General features: G+C 54.0%; 17 protein-coding genes and 1 pseudogene. 17 read left to right on the forward strand and 1 reads right to left on the reverse strand.

The genetic code is table 11. The annotated features are described in order from the left end of the window. Positions 1–17 precede the first annotated feature (17 nt). The 17 genes and pseudogenes from ACZ5KU_RS04280 to ACZ5KU_RS04360 all read left to right on the forward strand — a co-directional run bounded on the left by ACZ5KU_RS04280 (position 18) and on the right by ACZ5KU_RS04360 (position 15,324). Positions 18–1,238: a glycosyltransferase family 4 protein gene (locus ACZ5KU_RS04280; RefSeq protein WP_054059010.1), complete on the forward strand. Its 1,221-nt coding sequence runs from the start codon at positions 18–20 to the stop codon at positions 1,236–1,238. A gap of 621 nt (positions 1,239–1,859) precedes the next feature. After that, the gene (gene hisF / locus ACZ5KU_RS04285; RefSeq protein WP_054059009.1) at positions 1,860–2,609 is read left to right on the forward strand and encodes an imidazole glycerol phosphate synthase subunit HisF; all 750 of its coding nucleotides are present in this window, start codon (positions 1,860–1,862) and stop codon (positions 2,607–2,609) included. Then, positions 2,606–3,214 (forward strand): imidazole glycerol phosphate synthase subunit HisH, encoded by a 609-nt coding sequence (gene hisH, locus ACZ5KU_RS04290; protein ID WP_054059008.1) that lies wholly within the window; start codon positions 2,606–2,608, stop codon positions 3,212–3,214. The genes hisF and hisH overlap by 4 nt, the downstream gene beginning before the upstream one ends. Before the next feature lie 7 nt (positions 3,215–3,221). Then, positions 3,222–4,439: an N-acetyl sugar amidotransferase gene (locus tag ACZ5KU_RS04295; protein ID WP_054059007.1), complete on the forward strand. Its 1,218-nt coding sequence runs from the start codon at positions 3,222–3,224 to the stop codon at positions 4,437–4,439. 25 nt (positions 4,440–4,464) lie between these two features. Then, on the forward strand, positions 4,465–5,442 hold the full coding sequence (locus tag ACZ5KU_RS04300) for an NAD-dependent 4,6-dehydratase LegB (RefSeq protein WP_464736859.1): 978 nt from the start codon (positions 4,465–4,467) through the stop codon (positions 5,440–5,442). A gap of 8 nt (positions 5,443–5,450) precedes the next feature. Next, positions 5,451–6,595: pseudogene (locus ACZ5KU_RS04305) on the forward strand (LegC family aminotransferase). A gap of 2 nt (positions 6,596–6,597) precedes the next feature. Next, positions 6,598–7,752, forward strand: coding sequence for a UDP-N-acetylglucosamine 2-epimerase (gene neuC / locus ACZ5KU_RS04310; protein ID WP_081005990.1), 1,155 nt, complete (start codon positions 6,598–6,600; stop codon positions 7,750–7,752). A gap of 3 nt (positions 7,753–7,755) precedes the next feature. Continuing rightward, a complete protein-coding gene (neuB, locus tag ACZ5KU_RS04315; RefSeq protein ID WP_054059003.1) occupies positions 7,756–8,844 on the forward strand; it encodes an N-acetylneuraminate synthase in 1,089 nt (362 codons plus the stop codon). A 47-nt stretch (positions 8,845–8,891) separates the two neighbouring features. Next, positions 8,892–9,023, forward strand: coding sequence for a hypothetical protein (locus ACZ5KU_RS04320; protein ID WP_464737387.1), 132 nt, complete (start codon positions 8,892–8,894; stop codon positions 9,021–9,023). Further along, positions 8,990–9,499 (forward strand): acetyltransferase, encoded by a 510-nt coding sequence (locus ACZ5KU_RS04325; RefSeq protein WP_464736860.1) that lies wholly within the window; start codon positions 8,990–8,992, stop codon positions 9,497–9,499. Before ACZ5KU_RS04320 ends, ACZ5KU_RS04325 begins: the two co-directional genes overlap by 34 nt. 9 nt (positions 9,500–9,508) lie before the next feature. Then, complete coding sequence (locus tag ACZ5KU_RS04330) at positions 9,509–9,916, forward strand: CBS domain-containing protein (RefSeq protein ID WP_464736861.1); 408 nt, start codon at positions 9,509–9,511, stop codon at positions 9,914–9,916. Beyond that, positions 9,913–10,563 (forward strand): nucleotidyltransferase family protein, encoded by a 651-nt coding sequence (locus ACZ5KU_RS04335; RefSeq protein WP_464736862.1) that lies wholly within the window; start codon positions 9,913–9,915, stop codon positions 10,561–10,563. Before ACZ5KU_RS04330 ends, ACZ5KU_RS04335 begins: the two co-directional genes overlap by 4 nt. Further along, the gene (locus tag ACZ5KU_RS04340; protein WP_054059000.1) at positions 10,556–11,263 is read left to right on the forward strand and encodes an acylneuraminate cytidylyltransferase family protein; all 708 of its coding nucleotides are present in this window, start codon (positions 10,556–10,558) and stop codon (positions 11,261–11,263) included. The genes ACZ5KU_RS04335 and ACZ5KU_RS04340 overlap by 8 nt, the downstream gene beginning before the upstream one ends. 84 nt (positions 11,264–11,347) lie before the next feature. Then, positions 11,348–12,205: a dTDP-4-dehydrorhamnose reductase family protein gene (locus ACZ5KU_RS04345; protein WP_054058999.1), complete on the forward strand. Its 858-nt coding sequence runs from the start codon at positions 11,348–11,350 to the stop codon at positions 12,203–12,205. Positions 12,206–12,223: 18 nt separating this feature from the next. Then, on the forward strand, positions 12,224–13,234 hold the full coding sequence (locus ACZ5KU_RS04350; RefSeq protein WP_464736863.1) for a polysaccharide biosynthesis protein: 1,011 nt from the start codon (positions 12,224–12,226) through the stop codon (positions 13,232–13,234). Further along, positions 13,227–14,354: a non-hydrolyzing UDP-N-acetylglucosamine 2-epimerase gene (gene wecB / locus ACZ5KU_RS04355; RefSeq protein ID WP_464736864.1), complete on the forward strand. Its 1,128-nt coding sequence runs from the start codon at positions 13,227–13,229 to the stop codon at positions 14,352–14,354. The genes ACZ5KU_RS04350 and wecB overlap by 8 nt, the downstream gene beginning before the upstream one ends. 7 nt (positions 14,355–14,361) lie before the next feature. Further along, a complete protein-coding gene (locus tag ACZ5KU_RS04360; protein ID WP_464736865.1) occupies positions 14,362–15,324 on the forward strand; it encodes a UDP-glucose 4-epimerase family protein in 963 nt (320 codons plus the stop codon). Positions 15,325–15,398: 74 nt separating this feature from the next. Here ACZ5KU_RS04360 and ACZ5KU_RS04365 read toward each other — a convergent pair whose 3' ends face one another. Further along, a complete protein-coding gene (locus tag ACZ5KU_RS04365; RefSeq protein WP_054058995.1) occupies positions 15,399–16,706 on the reverse strand; it encodes an NAD(P)/FAD-dependent oxidoreductase in 1,308 nt (435 codons plus the stop codon). Positions 16,707–16,711: the final 5 nt, after the last annotated feature.

The raw sequence follows: 16,711 nt of genomic DNA on the forward strand, positions 1-16,711 counted from the left end.
TATTTGGCTTATTCTGTATGAAAATCCTTGTCCTTTCTCAATATTTTTGGCCGGAAAGTTTTATAATAAATGATATTGTCCGTGTGCTTCATGAGCAGGGGCATGAGGTGGTGGTGGCTACCGGCAAGCCTAATTACCCGGAGGGCAAGGTGTTCGACGGGTACCGTGCCATCGGGAGTCTTCGTGAGAGCTATCTGGATAAAATCGAGGTATTGCGCGTTCCTCTCTGGCCACGAGGGAAGGGTGGGGCCAGGAACCTGGTTTTCAATTATCTTTCATTTGTTCTGGCGGGACTGCTCTATCTGCCATTCATGTTAAGGAAGCGCGACTTCGACGCGATCCTTGTTTTTGCGCCGTCTCCTGTTCTACAGGCCATTCCTGCGATTCTGCTCAAATGGCTCAAGAAGGCACGATTGTCCCTCTGGGTGCAAGATCTCTGGCCGCAGAGCCTTTCCGCCACGGGGTTTGTCAAAAATCCTTGCGTACTCAAGGCTGTGGGAGGAGTGGTCAAGGTGATTTATCGTTGTTGTGACTCTCTGCTCGTGCAATCGCATGCCTTTATTGATCCGGTGGCGGCCTTTGCCTCGCGGGAAAAGATCGAGTACTACCCTAACTCCATGGATGTTCGGGCGCCTAATGAGGTCGAGCCCATTCCCCTGGAGTTGACCGAGTTGCTGGCAAATCATTTTTGTGTAGTGTTCGCTGGCAATCTGGGGACGGCCCAGGCCCTGGATACTCTGGTGCAGGCTGCCGTTCATCTGCGCGACGACTCCCGGATTCGTATCGTCCTGATCGGTAGTGGTAGTCGCCTTGCCTGGTTGAAGGAGCAACAACAAGAGCACCAATTGAGCAACCTGGTTTTGCCTGGCCGTTTCCCGAGTCAGTCAATGCCGCAGGTGTTCGCGCGGTCATCGGCCCTGCTGGTTTCCCTGAACAATGAAGAGGCATTCGCCCAGACCATACCGAGCAAGATTCAAGCTTACCTGGCTGCTGGTCGCCCTGTGATTGCCTGTCTTAACGGCGAGGGCGCGCGTATTGTTCTTGAGGCTCGGGCCGGGCTGGCATGCCCTGCCGAGGAGGTTTTGCCTTTGGTCGATGCCATCCGGCATATGGCTGGCATGAGCCCGGAGGAGCGGGAAGCTATGGGGCGCTCGGGGAGAGATTACTTTGGAAGGCACTTCGAGATGCAGATGCAGGTTCGTCGTCTGGTGGAGCTGTTGCAGCCGGCAGTGACGTGATATTGGTTTTGCCAGCGAGATGCATTTGTAAGCGTTAAGTCGTTTTATGGCCCGCAACGCAATGTCATGCCCATATTTGGCTGGTGGCGGCCGACCTGCCAGCCGCTCCTGTTGTGCCAGGCTCTCATTTGTCTATGCACTGTGTTTAGGCGTCCTGCTCCTCTGGCGCCGAATGTGGATATTTATCGTGGACCAATAGCCTTGATTTTTGTTCGGGAAATATCGTCCAAGTCCACGATTATCTGAAAGCCATCCTCGGCAATAGCAGGCATAATGCGTATCTGTGAGCTGTTCAGCATGTCTGGATAGGTCGTTTTCCTGAAGGGTATGCAGCGCGATGCAAGAAAGGCTGATGGTCCGGAGGTGTCCGCGATCCCGCGCCGAGGCGGTAGAGCGTGCATGCTGACGGGCTTCAGCAGCAGCCGGCGATGGTCTCTCCCGGATCTAGGTGGTAGGTGCGTCAGCTCGCTGGATGGGGGATGTTTTCCCACGCATCATGGGGTGTGAAACGACGATTTTCATGATAGCCGGATTTCGCTAAAATTTAGAAAATAATATTTGAAGTGTGTGTCTTTTGATTTTCAATAATATTTATTTTCGGTTTTTTTTGATGGATGAGATATGAGAATAATTGCAAAGCTGGATGTCAAGCCGCCTCAGGTTGTAAAGCCGGTGCACTTTGAAGGGCTGCGCAAAATCGGAGATCCTGGCGACCTGGCTTTCAAGTACTATGAGCAAGGCGCAGACGAAATATTCTATATTGATATAGTTTCTAGTCTTTATCGGCGAGAAATACTCTTTGATTTCGTATCCGAAACGGCAAAGCGGATTCTAGTGCCTTTTGCGGTTGGTGGTGGGGTGCGTAGTGTCGAGGACTTTTCGAAGCTTTTTCACCATGGTGCCGACAAGGTCGCAATTAATACCGGGGCCCACGAATCTCCATCGATAATCGATGCAGCTGCAAGGGTTTTCGGTGGGCAGTCGGTTGTGGTCAATATTGAGGCCAAACGCCTGACGGAAAAAGGCTGGGATTGTTATACCGACTGTGGACGTATCCCGTCTGGGCGAGACGTCATCGATTGGGCCAAGGAGGCCGAGTCACGTGGGGCAGGCGAAATCCTCCTGCAATCGGTTGATTGCGACGGCCGGCAGCGTGGTTTTGATATCGATTTGATCAAGGCCGTCGTGGATGCTGTAAACATTCCGGTGGTCGCGGCCAGCGGTGCCGGAACTCTTGAAGACATATTGAAAGTGGCGACGGTGGCTAAGCCGAGCGGGATTGCGCTGGCTTCGATGCTCCACTATGGGAAAACCACTATCAGCGATATCAAAAAATTCTTGAGTGAGCGTGGTGTGGAGGTGGCTGTATGAGTCAGCAGATTGGAGTGGTTGACTACGGTGCAGCAGGTAACGTGTTCAGCATTTCCAGAGCGCTTGAGTACGCCGGTGCCAAGATAAAGGTGGTGAAGCGTCCTCAGGATATCTTGGGAGTGGATAAGCTGGTCATGCCTGGGGTTGGCAGCTTTGTAGATGGGATGCGGGAATTGAATGCTTCCGGTATGTCTGAAGCTGTTCTTGAGTATGCAGCTACCAAGCGACCTCTATTGGGTATATGTCTGGGGATGCAGGTGCTGAGCAAGGTAGGTTTCGAATACGGAGAAACTGCGGGGCTTGGACTTATTCTTGGCGAGGTCAGGCCGGTACAGTGCAAGGGTGTTGTGCCTCATATGGGCTTCAATACGTTGTCACTTGTTAAAGAGTCTCCTCTGTTGAAGGGGGTGAGTGCTACTGATTTGTTTTATTTCATGCACTCTTACGAGATGCAGAACTATACGGATATCATTGCGCTGACTTCCTATGCGGAGCATCAGATTGTCTCTGCAGTTCAGCATGATAGTATTTTTGGTTTGCAGTTTCACCCGGAAAAGAGTCGTCAAGCCGGTATCCGTATTTTTGAAAACTTCTTAGCACTGTGAGCCTGGAATGAATAATCAAGAGTCGTTTGGACGCTACGGTCTTCCGTTAGACATCCAGTTCTGTAAGAAATGTGCGATGAATAACCAGCGGCCGTCGTCGACCGTTGAGTTCAAGAATAAGCCTGGTGAGATCAAGAAGGCGATTTTTTTTGATGAGCACGGCGTTTGTGATGCCTGCAATTTTGCTGAGAAAAAGAAGCAGATTGATTGGGTAGAGCGCGAGAGAGAGCTGCGCGAACTTTGCGATCGCTATCGCCGCAATGACGGTCGCTACGATGTGGTGGTGCCTGGTAGTGGTGGGAAGGATAGTGTGATGGCGGCGCATATCCTAAAGTTCAAATATAACATGAACCCGATCCTGGTAACGTGGCCGCCTGCCATTTACACTGATATTGGTCGTCGTAATTTTGATGCCTGGATCAATGCTGGGTTTGCAAACTATACTTATAATCAGAATAAGAAAGTTCACCGGACATTGACTCGGTTGGCCTTTGAGAAGCTTTGCCATCCTTTTCAGCCTTTCATTCTGGGGCAGAAGAACCTGGCTCCCAAGATGTCTGTCCTGCTTGACATTCCGCTAGTTATTTTTGGGGAAAACGAGGCGGAGTACGGAAATGCAATTGTAGATAATGACAAGCCTACGCGCGATCCAAAATATTATACTGCGGAAAATCAACTGAGTGATCTTTATCTTGGCGGTGTAAGTGCCAAGCAGCTGATGGAGGAGCATAAGTTCACCATGGCTGATCTCGAGGCGTATTTGCCTGTGGATCCATACAAGATCCAATCTGTCGGAACCCAGGTTCATTATCTTGGGTACTATGTGAAGTGGCATCCGCAAGAGACATATTATTTCTCTGTTGAGAACTCGGACTTCATGCCGAATGATTTCAGGACTGAAGGTAGCTTCAGTAAGTACAGCTCTCTGGATGATATGATCGATTGGCTTCATTATTACACGACTTATACGAAGTTTGGTATTGGTCGTGCGACATACGATGCGGCGCAAGAGATTCGTAATGGTGATATTACGCGGGAAGAGGGTATCTCTCTGATCAAGCGCTTTGATGGGGAGTTTCCAGAGATTTTTCAGAAACAGTGCCTTGAGTATATGGGGATTACTGAGGAGCGTTTTGCTGAGGTTATTGAGGAATTCAGAACACCTCACCTTTGGGAAAATACTGCTTCTGGCTGGGTGCTGAAAAAGCCTATCTGGAAAGCTTGAATAATTTTGAAGCGGAGGGTTTGTTGTGAAAGCTTTGATTACAGGTGCTGATGGTTTTATTGGTTCTCATCTAACTGAGCTTCTTGTGCGTGAGGGGTATGAGGTTAAGGCGCTCTCCCAATATAATTCCTTCAATTATTGGGGGTGGTTGGAGGATATCGAGTGCCTGTCGAGTGTTGAGGTGCTTAATGGTGATGTGCGTGATCCGCACTATTGCAAGCATATTACCAAAGGTGTCGATCTGGTTTTCAATCTGGCGGCACTGATTGCTATCCCGTATTCCTATGTTGCCCCTGATAGCTATGTTGATACAAATATCAAGGGTACTCTGAATATCTGTCAGGCGGCCTTGGAAAATGGCGTAAAGCGGATAATTCACACGTCGACCAGCGAAGTTTATGGCACGGCAAGGTATGTGCCGATTGACGAGAAGCATCCGTTGCAGGCGCAATCGCCTTATAGCGCTTCAAAGATAGGTGCGGATGCGATGGCCATGAGTTTCTACAACGCTTTCGATTTGCCCCTTACTATCGTCAGGCCATTTAATACCTATGGCCCCCGTCAGTCGGCGAGGGCGGTAATTCCAACGATTATCACCCAAATTGCCAGTGGCAAGAAGCAGATCAAGTTAGGCGATACGACTCCGACTCGCGACTTCAACTATGTCGCTGATACCTGTCGTGGTTTTCTGGAGCTGGCTTGCTGTGCTGAGGCAATAGGCGAAACCGTGAATATTGGCTCAAATTACGAAATCTCGGTCGGGGATACCTTGAATCTCATTCGTGAGCTGATGGAGAGCGATGTCGAGTTTATTTCGGATGAGCAGCGTTTTCGCCCTGGGAAGTCGGAGGTGTTTCGTCTGTGGTGCGATAACACAAAAATTCGTGCACTTACTGGTTTTCAGCCACAATATGATATCCGTCAGGGGCTGCAAAAAACCATCGATTGGCTGACTCTCCCTGGAAACTTGGCGAAATACAAAGCTGACATCTACAACGTCTGAGGCTCTTTATGTTCGACTCATTAATTAAGTTTGTACGGAGTCAGTACCGCACGAATGATTTTATTCCACTTCATGCGCCTGTCTTTCAGGGGCCGGAGCGTGACTATGTAGTGGAAACTATCGAGTCGACGTTTGTTTCAAGCGTAGGGGCTTTCGTCGATCGTTTTGAGCGTGATATGGCCTCTTATACCGGCAGTCCGCGAGCCGTTGCTACTGTCAATGGGACTGCGGCACTGCACGCTGCATTGCTGCTTGCCGGCGTAAAGCCCGGCGAATTGGTCGTGACTCAGTCCTTGACCTTCGTGGCAACTTGCAATGCCATAGCATACTGTGGCGCCGAGCCGGTTTTTGTTGATGTTGATCGAAACACGCTGGGGCTTTCACCCAAAGCCCTGGAGGCGTGGTTGGAGGAGAACGCTGAACTCGGCATCGACGGTGTTTGCCTGCTCCGTAGCACAGGCCAGACGATAAGGGCTTGTTTACCGATGCATACCTTCGGTCACCCAGTTGCACTTGATGAACTCGTCGAGCTCTGTGCCCGATGGGGGTTGGTATTGGTCGAAGATGCGGCCGAGTCTCTGGGCAGCCTGTACAAAGGACGACATACAGGTTGCTTTGGCCGTTTGGGTACCTTGAGCTTCAACGGTAACAAGATTATCACCACTGGTGGGGGGGGATGATTCTTGCCGATGAAGAGGTCGGGGCGCTTGCCAAGCACCTGACCACTACAGCAAAAAAACCTCATCCCTACGAGTATATGCATGACCAACTTGGCTATAACTACAGGTTGCCTAATCTCAATGCGGCTCTTGGTTGTGCTCAGTTGGAGCAACTAGAGGGCTTCATCAAGTCAAAGCGTGAGCTTGCTTCTCGTTATGCGCAAGAGCTGGAAGGCAGTGATCTGCAGTTTTTCAGCGAACCCGAGGGTTGTCGCTCCAATTACTGGTTAAACGCCGTTATTTGTGAAAATCGTGAGCAGCGTGATGCATTGCTCAAGGCAACCAATGACAACGGCGTAATGACCAGACCAATCTGGAAGTTGATGAACCATCTTCCTCTCTATGCGCGTTGCCGGCATGGTGATTTGACTAACGCCGAGTGGTTGGCAGACCGTATCGTGAATCTGCCCAGCAGTGTTGTTCTGGAGAGTTGATAGTGAAGCGAAAAGTTGCGGTTTTCACTGGCTCGAGGGCGGAGTACGGGCTGCTTTACTGGTTGATGAAGGATATCCAGTCGAGCTTGTGCCTTCAATTGCAGGTCATTGTAAGTGGCATGCATCTTTCTCCCGAATTCGGAGATACCTGGACGCAACTTGAAGCGGATGGTTTTAATATTGATGCGAAAGTCGAGATGCTGCTCTCCTCGGATACTCCGGTGGGAGTGGTAAAATCGATGGGGGTAGGTACCTTGGGGTTTGCCGACGCCTTGGCTCGCCTGTGTCCTGACATGCTGGTGGTGCTAGGTGATCGCTTTGAGGTATTGGCGGTTGTTCAGGCTGCTCTGATCCTGGGGATTCCGATTGCCCACCTGCATGGCGGCGAGATCACCGAGGGAGCCTATGATGATGCAATTCGACATGCTGTCACCAAGATGTCCAACCTTCATTTTGTAGCGGCTGAACCCTATCGGCGCCGTGTTATCCAGATGGGAGAATCTCCTGATCGTGTCTTCAACGTAGGTGCTGTGGGGAATGATCACCTTCGCCGTAGTCCTAAGATGAGCCTGGATAGCTTGCGGGACAGCCTTGGCTTTGCACTCCGTGCACCCTATATGGTGGTAACCTATCATCCTGTGACACTTCTGGATGAAGATCCTCAGGAAAGCTTCAATGCTCTGCTTGAGGCGCTGGACAAGTTTCCAGAACAACAGATTATTCTTACTTATCCAAATGCGGATAATGGTGGTCGGTCTATCATTCCTCTGCTCGAGGCTTATGCACAGCGGCAGCCGAAGCGTGTACTGGCAATAAGCTCGCTTGGGTTCAGGCGCTACCTTAGTGCGATCTCTACAGCCTCTGCCGTTGTTGGGAACTCATCTAGTGGGATTATTGAAGTTCCGGCATTTGGTATTCCAACTGTCAATATCGGCGTGCGTCAGAAGGGACGTCTGGCTGCAGACTCTGTTATCCATTGCAAACCGGATAGTGAGTCGATTGAAAAGGCTATTAGCAAGGCGCTATCTACCGATTTTTCAAATTCCTGCAAGGAAACAACCAATCCCTATGGGCAGGGTAGTGCTGCTGAAAAAATTGTGAAGGCTCTGGAAGGTTATGACGGAGCGCTAAATAAAACATTCCATGATCTGAGCTGAGCCATGAAGCAGTCTGATAGAGATTCAGTGTATATTATCGCCGAGGCAGGTGTAAATCATAACGGTGATCGGGAGCTGGCTTTCGCTCTTGTCGATGCTGCGGCAGCTGCAGGGGCCGATGCCGTGAAATTTCAGACATTCAATGCCTCCCGTCTTGCTTCAAAAAATGTTTCCAAGGCGGCTTACCAAAAAAAAAGTACTGATGAGTTCGAGAGTCAGCAGGCTATGCTCAAGAAGCTGGAGCTGCCTTATGACTGGCATATTGAGCTGCAGTGCCACGCTCGGCAAAGGGGGATCGAATTTCTATCCACTGCGTTTGATAGCGATAGTCTAGACTTTCTTTGCAATCTGGAACTGCCGTTGTTCAAGGTACCCTCGGGTGAGTTGACCAACGCACCTCTACTGTGGAAGTTTGCGCGAACTGGCAAGAAATTGATTCTATCCACTGGCATGGCAACGCTTGCAGAAGTCGAGCAGGCGCTCGCCATCGTGGCGCATGCACTGGCACATGAAGAGGAGCCAGCATGCATGGATGATGTCTGGCGCTGCTGGGGGCGGACCGAGTCGCGCCAGAGTCTGTTGGGACATGTGGTGTTGCTGCACTGTACTTCCCAATACCCGACTCCTTGGGATGAGGTGAATCTCAGGGCCATGGATACTCTCTCGTCTGCCTTTGGTCTTGATGTCGGCTATTCCGATCACACCGAAGGTGCATTGATCTCGCTTGCGGCGGTTGCCCGTGGAGCCCGGGTCATTGAAAAACATTTCACCTTGGACCGTTCGTTGCCTGGCCCCGATCATTCGTCCTCGCTTGAACCTGATGAGCTCAAGACGATGGTGGCCGATATCCGAGCCTTGCAAAAAGCACTGGGAGACGGAATGAAGGCACCTCAGGCCAGCGAGTGGGATACTCGCAACGCTGCTCGTCAGCAAGTTGTCGCAGCTTGCGATATTGCCGAAGGTACGATTCTTGAGCGCCACCAACTGACAACTGCGCGGAGTGGGAAAGGCTTGCCGCCCGCTTCCCTGTGGGGCTTGGTTGGTTCCCCTTCCAAGCGAGCCTACAGGGCCGGCGAGAACATCGAACTGTGAACACGTACAAGCCGCTGGTACTGCTGGGAGCGGGTGGGCACGCGAAAGTGCTATTGTCACTGATCCAGGCGCTGGGCCTGGAGCTACTTGGTGTCTGTGATCCGGCCCTGTCCCGTCAGGGGGGGCTCTTTGGCGGGGGGTCAAGGTGTTGGGTGGAGACGATGCCCTCGGTGTTATAGATCCTCTATCCGTGGGGCTAGTGAATGGCGTCGGACAAGTTGTGGGTGGTACTGGGCGGCGCTCGATTTTCATAGGGCTGAAGGAGAAGGGCTTTTACTTCCCTCCCCTGGTTCACCCAGCCGCTTGGGTCGACAGCACTGCGGCTTTGCACGAGGGTGTGCAAGTCATGGCTGGCGCGGTCATCCAGGCCGATGTGTCCATTGGCGCGAATTCGATCGTCAATACCAGATCTTCCATAGACCACGACTGTTGCTTGGGCGCGGATGTCCATGTTGCCCCAGGTGCCACTCTCTGTGGCGGTGTTCAGGTCGGCGATCAAGCGTTCATTGCCAGCGGTGCAACCGTCATTCAGGGATTGGTGGTCGGAGAGGGCGCTGTTGTCGGAGCGGGGTCTGTTTTGGTCCGTAATCTTTTGGCTCGACAGGTTTTGTTAGGTCCCGCGGCGCGAGAAAAAATCGCTTCGCGTGACGAGTAGGAGTTTTTTATGCTGCAGTGGGAATCAGTACTCATAGGTCCGGAAACTTCTCTGGAAGAGGCGGTGGCGACACTTGATCGCGTTGCTTTGCGCATAGTTCTGGTCGTAGATGCTGAGCGTCGCCTGCTGGGAACCTTGACTGATGGGGATGTGCGGCGCAGCTTGCTCAAGCACCTGCCGTTGGACGTCAAGGTGACGGAAGTTATGTGTACTTCGCCGCAAACGGTCGAACGAGGCTGGAGCAAGGAGCGTATCCTGTCGGTCATGGAGAAGCACCAGTTGCTGCAGTTGCCGGTGATTGACGTGCAGGGTCGTGTAGTAGGGCTTGAAACTCTCCATGGACTCATACACAAGAAACGGCATGATAACCCGGTGTTCCTGATGGCCGGGGGTTTGGCTCCCGTCTGCGCCCCTTGACCCAAAACTGCCCCAAACCATTGCTGAAAGTTGGTGACAAGCCAATTCTCGAGTTAATACTCGAAAGCTTCATAAATGCCGGGTTTCATCGGTTTTTTGTTTCTACGCACTACATGCCGGAATTGATTCGAGAGTACTTTGGTGACGGCAGTCGCTGGGGTGTGAGCATTCGTTATGTTCATGAGGATAAACCGCTGGGTACCGGAGGTGCATTGGGGTTGCTACCTCATTCTGAAATTGATCTGCCGATGTTCATGATGAATGGAGATCTGCTCACTACCCTTAATTTTCAGAACCTGCTGGAGTTTTATCAGACGCACCCTGGTGTAGCGACCATGTGCGTACGTGAGTATGAGCACTGCGTTCCTTATGGCGTGATCCAGAGCGATGGGCATCGGATTCGCTCCATGGTGGAGAAACCAATCCATCGTTTCTTTATTAATGCCGGAATTTATCTGCTCTCGCCCGATCTAGTGAAAAGTGTAACGCCTGGAACCCATATCGATATGCCGACCTTGCTCGGTCAGCAGATTGCGAACGGTCAGGATGTGAACATGTTCCCAATACATGAATACTGGCTGGACATAGGTCGGGTGGAAGATTTTCAGCGTGCTCAGACTGATGTGTTGGGGCTCTTCAATGGGTGATATTGGTCACAACCTGGATATTCTTGCCATTGTCCCTGCGCGAGGGGGAAGCAAGCGGCTACCCGGAAAGAACCTTTTGAATCTGAAGGGAAAGCCGCTGATTCGCTGGACACTTGAGGCGGCTCTTGACAGTCAGGTCATTGATATGTTGGTTGTCAGCAGCGATGATGAAGCGATACTCGCCGAGGGGAGGCTACTTGGCCTTCGCACTGTTCGACGTCCGGCCTACCTGGCTAGTGATACAGCAAAGACTTCTGATGTGTTGATTCATGCGCTGAACTCCCTGGCGCAAGAGGGAATCAACCCTGCGCGCTTGATGCTGCTACAGCCAACTTCACCATTGCGTGGCGCGCAGGAAATCCGCGAAGCAGTGCAACATATGGATGATACAGGCGCTTCGAGCGTGATCAGCGTGTGTCCATGTGAGCATTCTCCGCTATGGAGCAACACATTGGGGGCAGAGGGCAGTATGGATGCTTTTTTGCGCCCGGAACTGCTGAATCAGCGTAGCCAGGATCTGCCGGCCTACTACCGTTTGAATGGTGCGATCTATCTGGCAAGAACGGACAGGTTTCTGGCGGAGCAGGGTTTTTTCATGCCGAATAGCCAGTCATATCTCATGACGCCTGAAAAGTCTCTGGATGTAGATAACTATTTTGATTTCAAACAGTGCGAGTTTTTTATCGAATTCCTGAAGTAGTGATATCTAATTTTATGTTGGCGTCGACTCTATTTTTATTTGAGTCGATATTTTCTGTTCGTGGAATTATTATAGAGAGTCGGCATGAGAGTTTTAGTGCTTGGCATAACGGGTATGTTGGGTGGCGCCGTGTTCAGGGCATTCAACTCCGATCTTGAGCATGAGACCTGGGGGACGCTACGCAACTCCACGGGATTGAAATATTTTCCCGACGTGACTCAGGATAAGCTGGTTTGTGGTGTAGATGCACTTGACCAGGACGCGCTGACTGCAGCATTCGTTCAGGTAAGGCCGGATGTTGTGATCAACTGCGTTGGATTGATCAAGCAGTTGGCCTATGCCAACGATCCACTGACAGCACTACCTATCAATGCGATGCTGCCCCACCGGCTTGCACGGCTCTGCGCCTTGAGCGGAACTCGTCTCATCCATATCAGTACGGATTGCGTTTTTTCGGGCCGTAAAGGTAGCTACCGGGAAAGCGACCCGTCGGATGCCGAAGATCTTTACGGTAAGTCCAAATACATTGGTGAACTGCATGACGTTCAAGGTGCGGTCACCCTGCGGACTTCGATCATTGGGCACGAGTTGAGTTCCAACTATTCCCTGGTCGACTGGTTCCTGGCTCAAGAGGGCAGCGTGCCAGGATTCTCACGGGCCGTTTTCTCTGGCTTGCCCACTGCCGAGCTGGCACGGGTCATCAAAGATTTCGTTCTGCCACATCCGGAGCTCAATGGCCTGTATCATGTCTCTGCAGAGCCTATAACCAAACTGGATCTCCTGTCTCTCATCGCTCGCCAGTATGGTAAATCTATTGAGATCCTCCCGGATGCTACCTTGGTGATTGATCGCTCGCTCGACAGCGAACGTTTTACCCGAGCTACTGGATATAAAGCCCCAACCTGGCCCCAGCTCATCGAGCTGATGCACGCCACTCGCTAACGAATTCGGAAGGTTTACATGTTCGACGACAAGGTATTGATGATCACCGGTGGTACCGGTTCATTCGGTCATACGGTTCTCAAGCGTTTTCTCAATACCGCAGTGCGCGAGATTCGCATCTTCAGCCGGGACGAAAAGAAGCAGGAGGACATGCGTATCGCCTTGGCCAATGACAAGGTCAAGTTCTACATCGGCGATGTCCGCGATTACAACAGTCTCGCCCAGGCGATGGTCGGAGTGGACTACATTTTCCACGCCGCGGCCCTCAAGCAGGTTCCGTCCTGCGAGTTCTACCCGATGGAGGCCGTGCGCACCAACGTGCTGGGGACCGAGAATGTCCTGAATGCAGCCGTCGCCAGCGGTGTGCAGCGAGTCGTCGTGCTGAGCACCGACAAGGCGGTCTACCCGATCAACGCCATGGGGATTTCCAAGGCGATGGCCGAGAAGCTGATGGTGGCCAAGTCCCGGATGATCCCGGCCAACGGGCCGATCATCTGCGCCACTCGTTACGGCAACGTCATGGCTTCGCGTGGTTCGGTGATCCCGCTGTTCGTCGACCAACTCCGTTCGGGCGAGGTGCTGACAGTCACCGACCCCGAGATGACCCGTTTCCTCATGTCGCTCGAAGACTCGGTGGACCTGGTCCTGCATGCTTTCGAGCACGGTCAGCAAGGTGATCTGTTCGTCCAGAAGGCACCTGCGTCTACCGTCGGTGACCTGGCTGAAGCGCTGAAGCAGCTGTTTGGCAAGGCCAATGAGGTCAAGGTGATCGGTACCCGTCATGGCGAGAAACTCTACGAGTCGCTGGTTTCCCGCGAGGAAATGGCCAAGGCCGAAGACATGGGGCGTTACTATCGGATCCCGGCGGATAATCGCGACTTGAACTACAAGAAGTACTTCGTAGAGGGCGAGCAGCGCATTTCCGAGCTGGATGATTACACCTCGCACAATACGGATCGCCTGGATGTCGCGGGCATCAAGGAACTGTTGCTGAAGCTCGACTACATCAAGGAGCAACTCGATGCTTAAGGTCATGACGCTGGTCGGTACGCGTCCCGAGCTGATCAAGATGAGCCGGGTCATCGCCGAGCTGGATCGCCAGGTCAACCACGTGCTGGTGCATTCCGGGCAGAACTACGACTACGAACTCAACCAGGTCTTTTTCGATGACCTGGAGATTCGCAAGCCGGATCATTTCCTGGGGGCAGCGGGCGACACGGCGGCCAAGACCATTGCCGAGGTCATCGCCAAGTCCGATGAAATCTTCGAACTGGAGAAACCGGATGCCCTGCTGTTGTACGGTGACACCAATACCTGCCTGGCCGTAATTGCCGCCAAGCGCCGAAAGATTCCGGTGTTCCACATGGAGGCAGGCAATCGCTGTTTCGACCAGCGCGTGCCCGAAGAGTTGAACCGCAAGGTGCTGGATCACCTCAGCGACATCAACATGGTGCTGACCGAGCATGCCCGCCGTTATCTGATCGCCGAAGGTATCCGCCCGGAAACGATCATCAAGACCGGCTCGCACATGCACGAAGTCCTCGACTACTACATGCCGCGGATCGAGCAATCCGATGTGCTGCAGCGCAGTGGGCTGGAGCAGGACAAGTTCTTCATTGTAAGCACCCATCGCGAGGAGAACGTCGACACTCCGGACAACCTGCGCGATCTGCTGGATACCCTGCGTGCCCTGGCGGACCAGTACGGTTTCCCACTGATCGTCTCGACGCACCCGCGTACGCGCAAGCGTCTGGAAGCCCTGGGCGAGTCGCTTGACCACCCATTGATCCGCTTCGTCAAACCTTTCGGTTTGCTGGACTACATCAAGTTGCAGATGTCGGCATTCTGCGTGCTCTCCGACAGTGGCACGATCACCGAAGAGGCGTCGTTGCTGAACCTGCCGGCGGTGACATTGCGCAATGCCCATGAACGCCCCGAAGGGATGGATGAAGGCACGCTGGTCATGAGTGGTCTGAAACGGGATTCGGTGCTGGATGCCGTGCGTGTGGTCACCTCCCAGCATTCCCGGGACGAACGTCGGGTTCCGCTGGTGCCTGACTATCAGGGCGGGCCGGTTTCCCTGCAGGTGGTGCGAGTGGTGTTGAGCTACACCGATTACATCAATCGTACGGTCTGGAATAAAGCCTGAACACGCCATGACACGAATCCTTTTGACGGGCGCCAGCGGTTTCGTGGGCGCTGCGGTTCAGGCGCGTCTCCTGAGTGACGAGGGCTTTGCATTGCACTCTGCCTACCGGCAACTGCCGCAGCGGCCGCTATCGGGGATCGAGGCTTTCCAGGTAGGGGACTTGGCTCCCGATACCGATTGGCAGGCCGCCCTGGATGGGGTCGAGATTGTCATCCATTGTGCCGCGCGCGTGCATGTCATGACCGAGCGTGAGGCGGATCCTCTTGCCGCCTTCCGGCGAGCGAACGTGGAGGGCACCTTGCGTCTGGCGGAGCAATCGGCGAGTGCTGGCGTTCGGCGCTTCATCTACCTGAGTTCGATCAAGGTCAACGGTGAGGGGACGTTACCAGGACGCCCCTATACGGCGAATGACGAGCCTGCGCCACAGGATCCTTATGGCGTTTCCAAATGGGAGGCGGAGCAGGCGCTGCAAGCGCTGGCGCTACGCACCGGAATGGAGGTGGTGATCATTCGGCCGGTACTGGTCTATGGGCCGGGGGTAAAAGCCAACTTTCGCAGCATGATGGGCTGGTTGAGCAAGGGCGTTCCTCTGCCGTTCGGGGCTATTACCAACAAGCGCAGTCTGGTCGCCCTGGATAACCTCGTTGATCTGATCGTGACCTGTATTCGGCATCCGGCTGCCGCCGACCAGATCTTTCTGGTGAGTGACGATGAAGACTTGTCCACCACCCAGTTGCTAAGACGCATGGCGCAGGCGTTGGGCCGTCCGGCGCGGCTCCTGCCGGTTCCGATGGGGCTGTTGACTGGTGTCGCCGGCGTGTTGGGCAGAACGGCCTTATCCCAGCGTCTCTGTGGATCGCTGGCGGTTGATATCGAGAAGACCAGGAAGCTGCTTGGATGGCAGCCGCCGCTGTCCGTGGATGCAGCATTGGCAAAAACGGCGAAGGATTTCCTGGCGTCTCGAGGTTAGTCGCTGGCGAGCTTCGAATGCTCGTTGATCAATACCATGGCGCCCCTACGAAGCCCGTAGGGGCGCACACTTCATCAGTGCAGCTTCAACCGCGGATCGGTCCCGCGTCCGATTCGGCTGCCGAGCATCAGCATCAGCGTGCGGAAGGTGCCATACAGCGCCATCTGGTGCATGCGGTACAGCGACACATAGAACATCCGCGCCAGCCAGCCTTCCAGCATCACGCTACCGGTCAGGTTGCCCATCAGGTTGCCTACGGCCGAGAAGCGCGATAGCGAAATCAGCGAGCCATAGTCGGTGTAGCGATACTCCGGAAGCGCTCCGACCTTGCCCTCGACCCGTTGTTTCAATGACTTGGCCAGCAGCGATGCCTGCTGGTGGGCCGCTTGCGCGCGCGGCGGTACATTGCGGTCGCTGCCAGGCTGTGGGCAGGCCGCGCAGTCGCCAAAGGCGAAGATGTTCTCGTCACGGGTGGTCTGCAGGGTCGGCAGGACCTGGAGCTGGTTGATCCGGTTGGTCTCCAGCCCGTCGATCTCCTTGAGGAAGCCGGGCGCGCGGATACCGGCCGCCCAGACTTTCAGGCTGGCCGGAATCACCTGGCCATCGGCGGTGATCAGGCTTTCGTTGGTCACCTCGCTGACCGCCGCGTTGGTCATGACCCGTACCCCGAGTTTCTCCAGGGTCTTGTGCACCGGCCCGCTGATCCGCTCCGGCAGGGCCGGCAACACCCGTGGACCGGCTTCGATCAAGGTGATATGCATGTTTTCCGGCTTGATCCGGTCCAGGCCATAGGCCGCCAGTTCATGGGCGGCGTTGTGCAGTTCGGCGGCCAGCTCGACGCCGGTGGCGCCGGCACCGACGATGGCGACGCTGATCATCTGCTCCGGTGCGTCGTTCTGCCCGGCATGGGCGCGCAGGTAGTGGTTGAGCAATTGCTGGTGGAAGCGCTCGGCCTGCTTGCGGGTGTCGAGGAACAGGCAGTGCTGCGCCGCGCCCTGGGTGCCGAAGTCGTTGGTGGTGCTGCCGACGGCGATCACCAGGGTGTCATAGGCCAGCTCGCGGGCCGGCAGCAGTTCCACGCCGTTTTCGTCGTAGGTCGCCGCCAGCTGGATCTTTTTCCCGGTGCGATCGAGCCCGCTCATGCGGCCCAGCTGGAACTCGAAGTGGTTCCATTTCGCCTGGGCGACATAGTTGAGTTCGTCTTCCGAAGAGTTCAGGGAGCCGGCGGCCACTTCGTGCAGCAGGGGCTTCCAGATGTGGGTCAGGTTCGCGTCGACCAGCACGATGCTGGCCGTGCCGCGTTTACCCAGAGTCTTACCCAGGCGGGTCGCCAACTCCAGGCCGCCGGCGCCGCCGCCAACGATCACGATACGATGGGTCATGGGGA

Source organism: Pseudomonas sp. Tof1 (assembly GCF_055390395.1).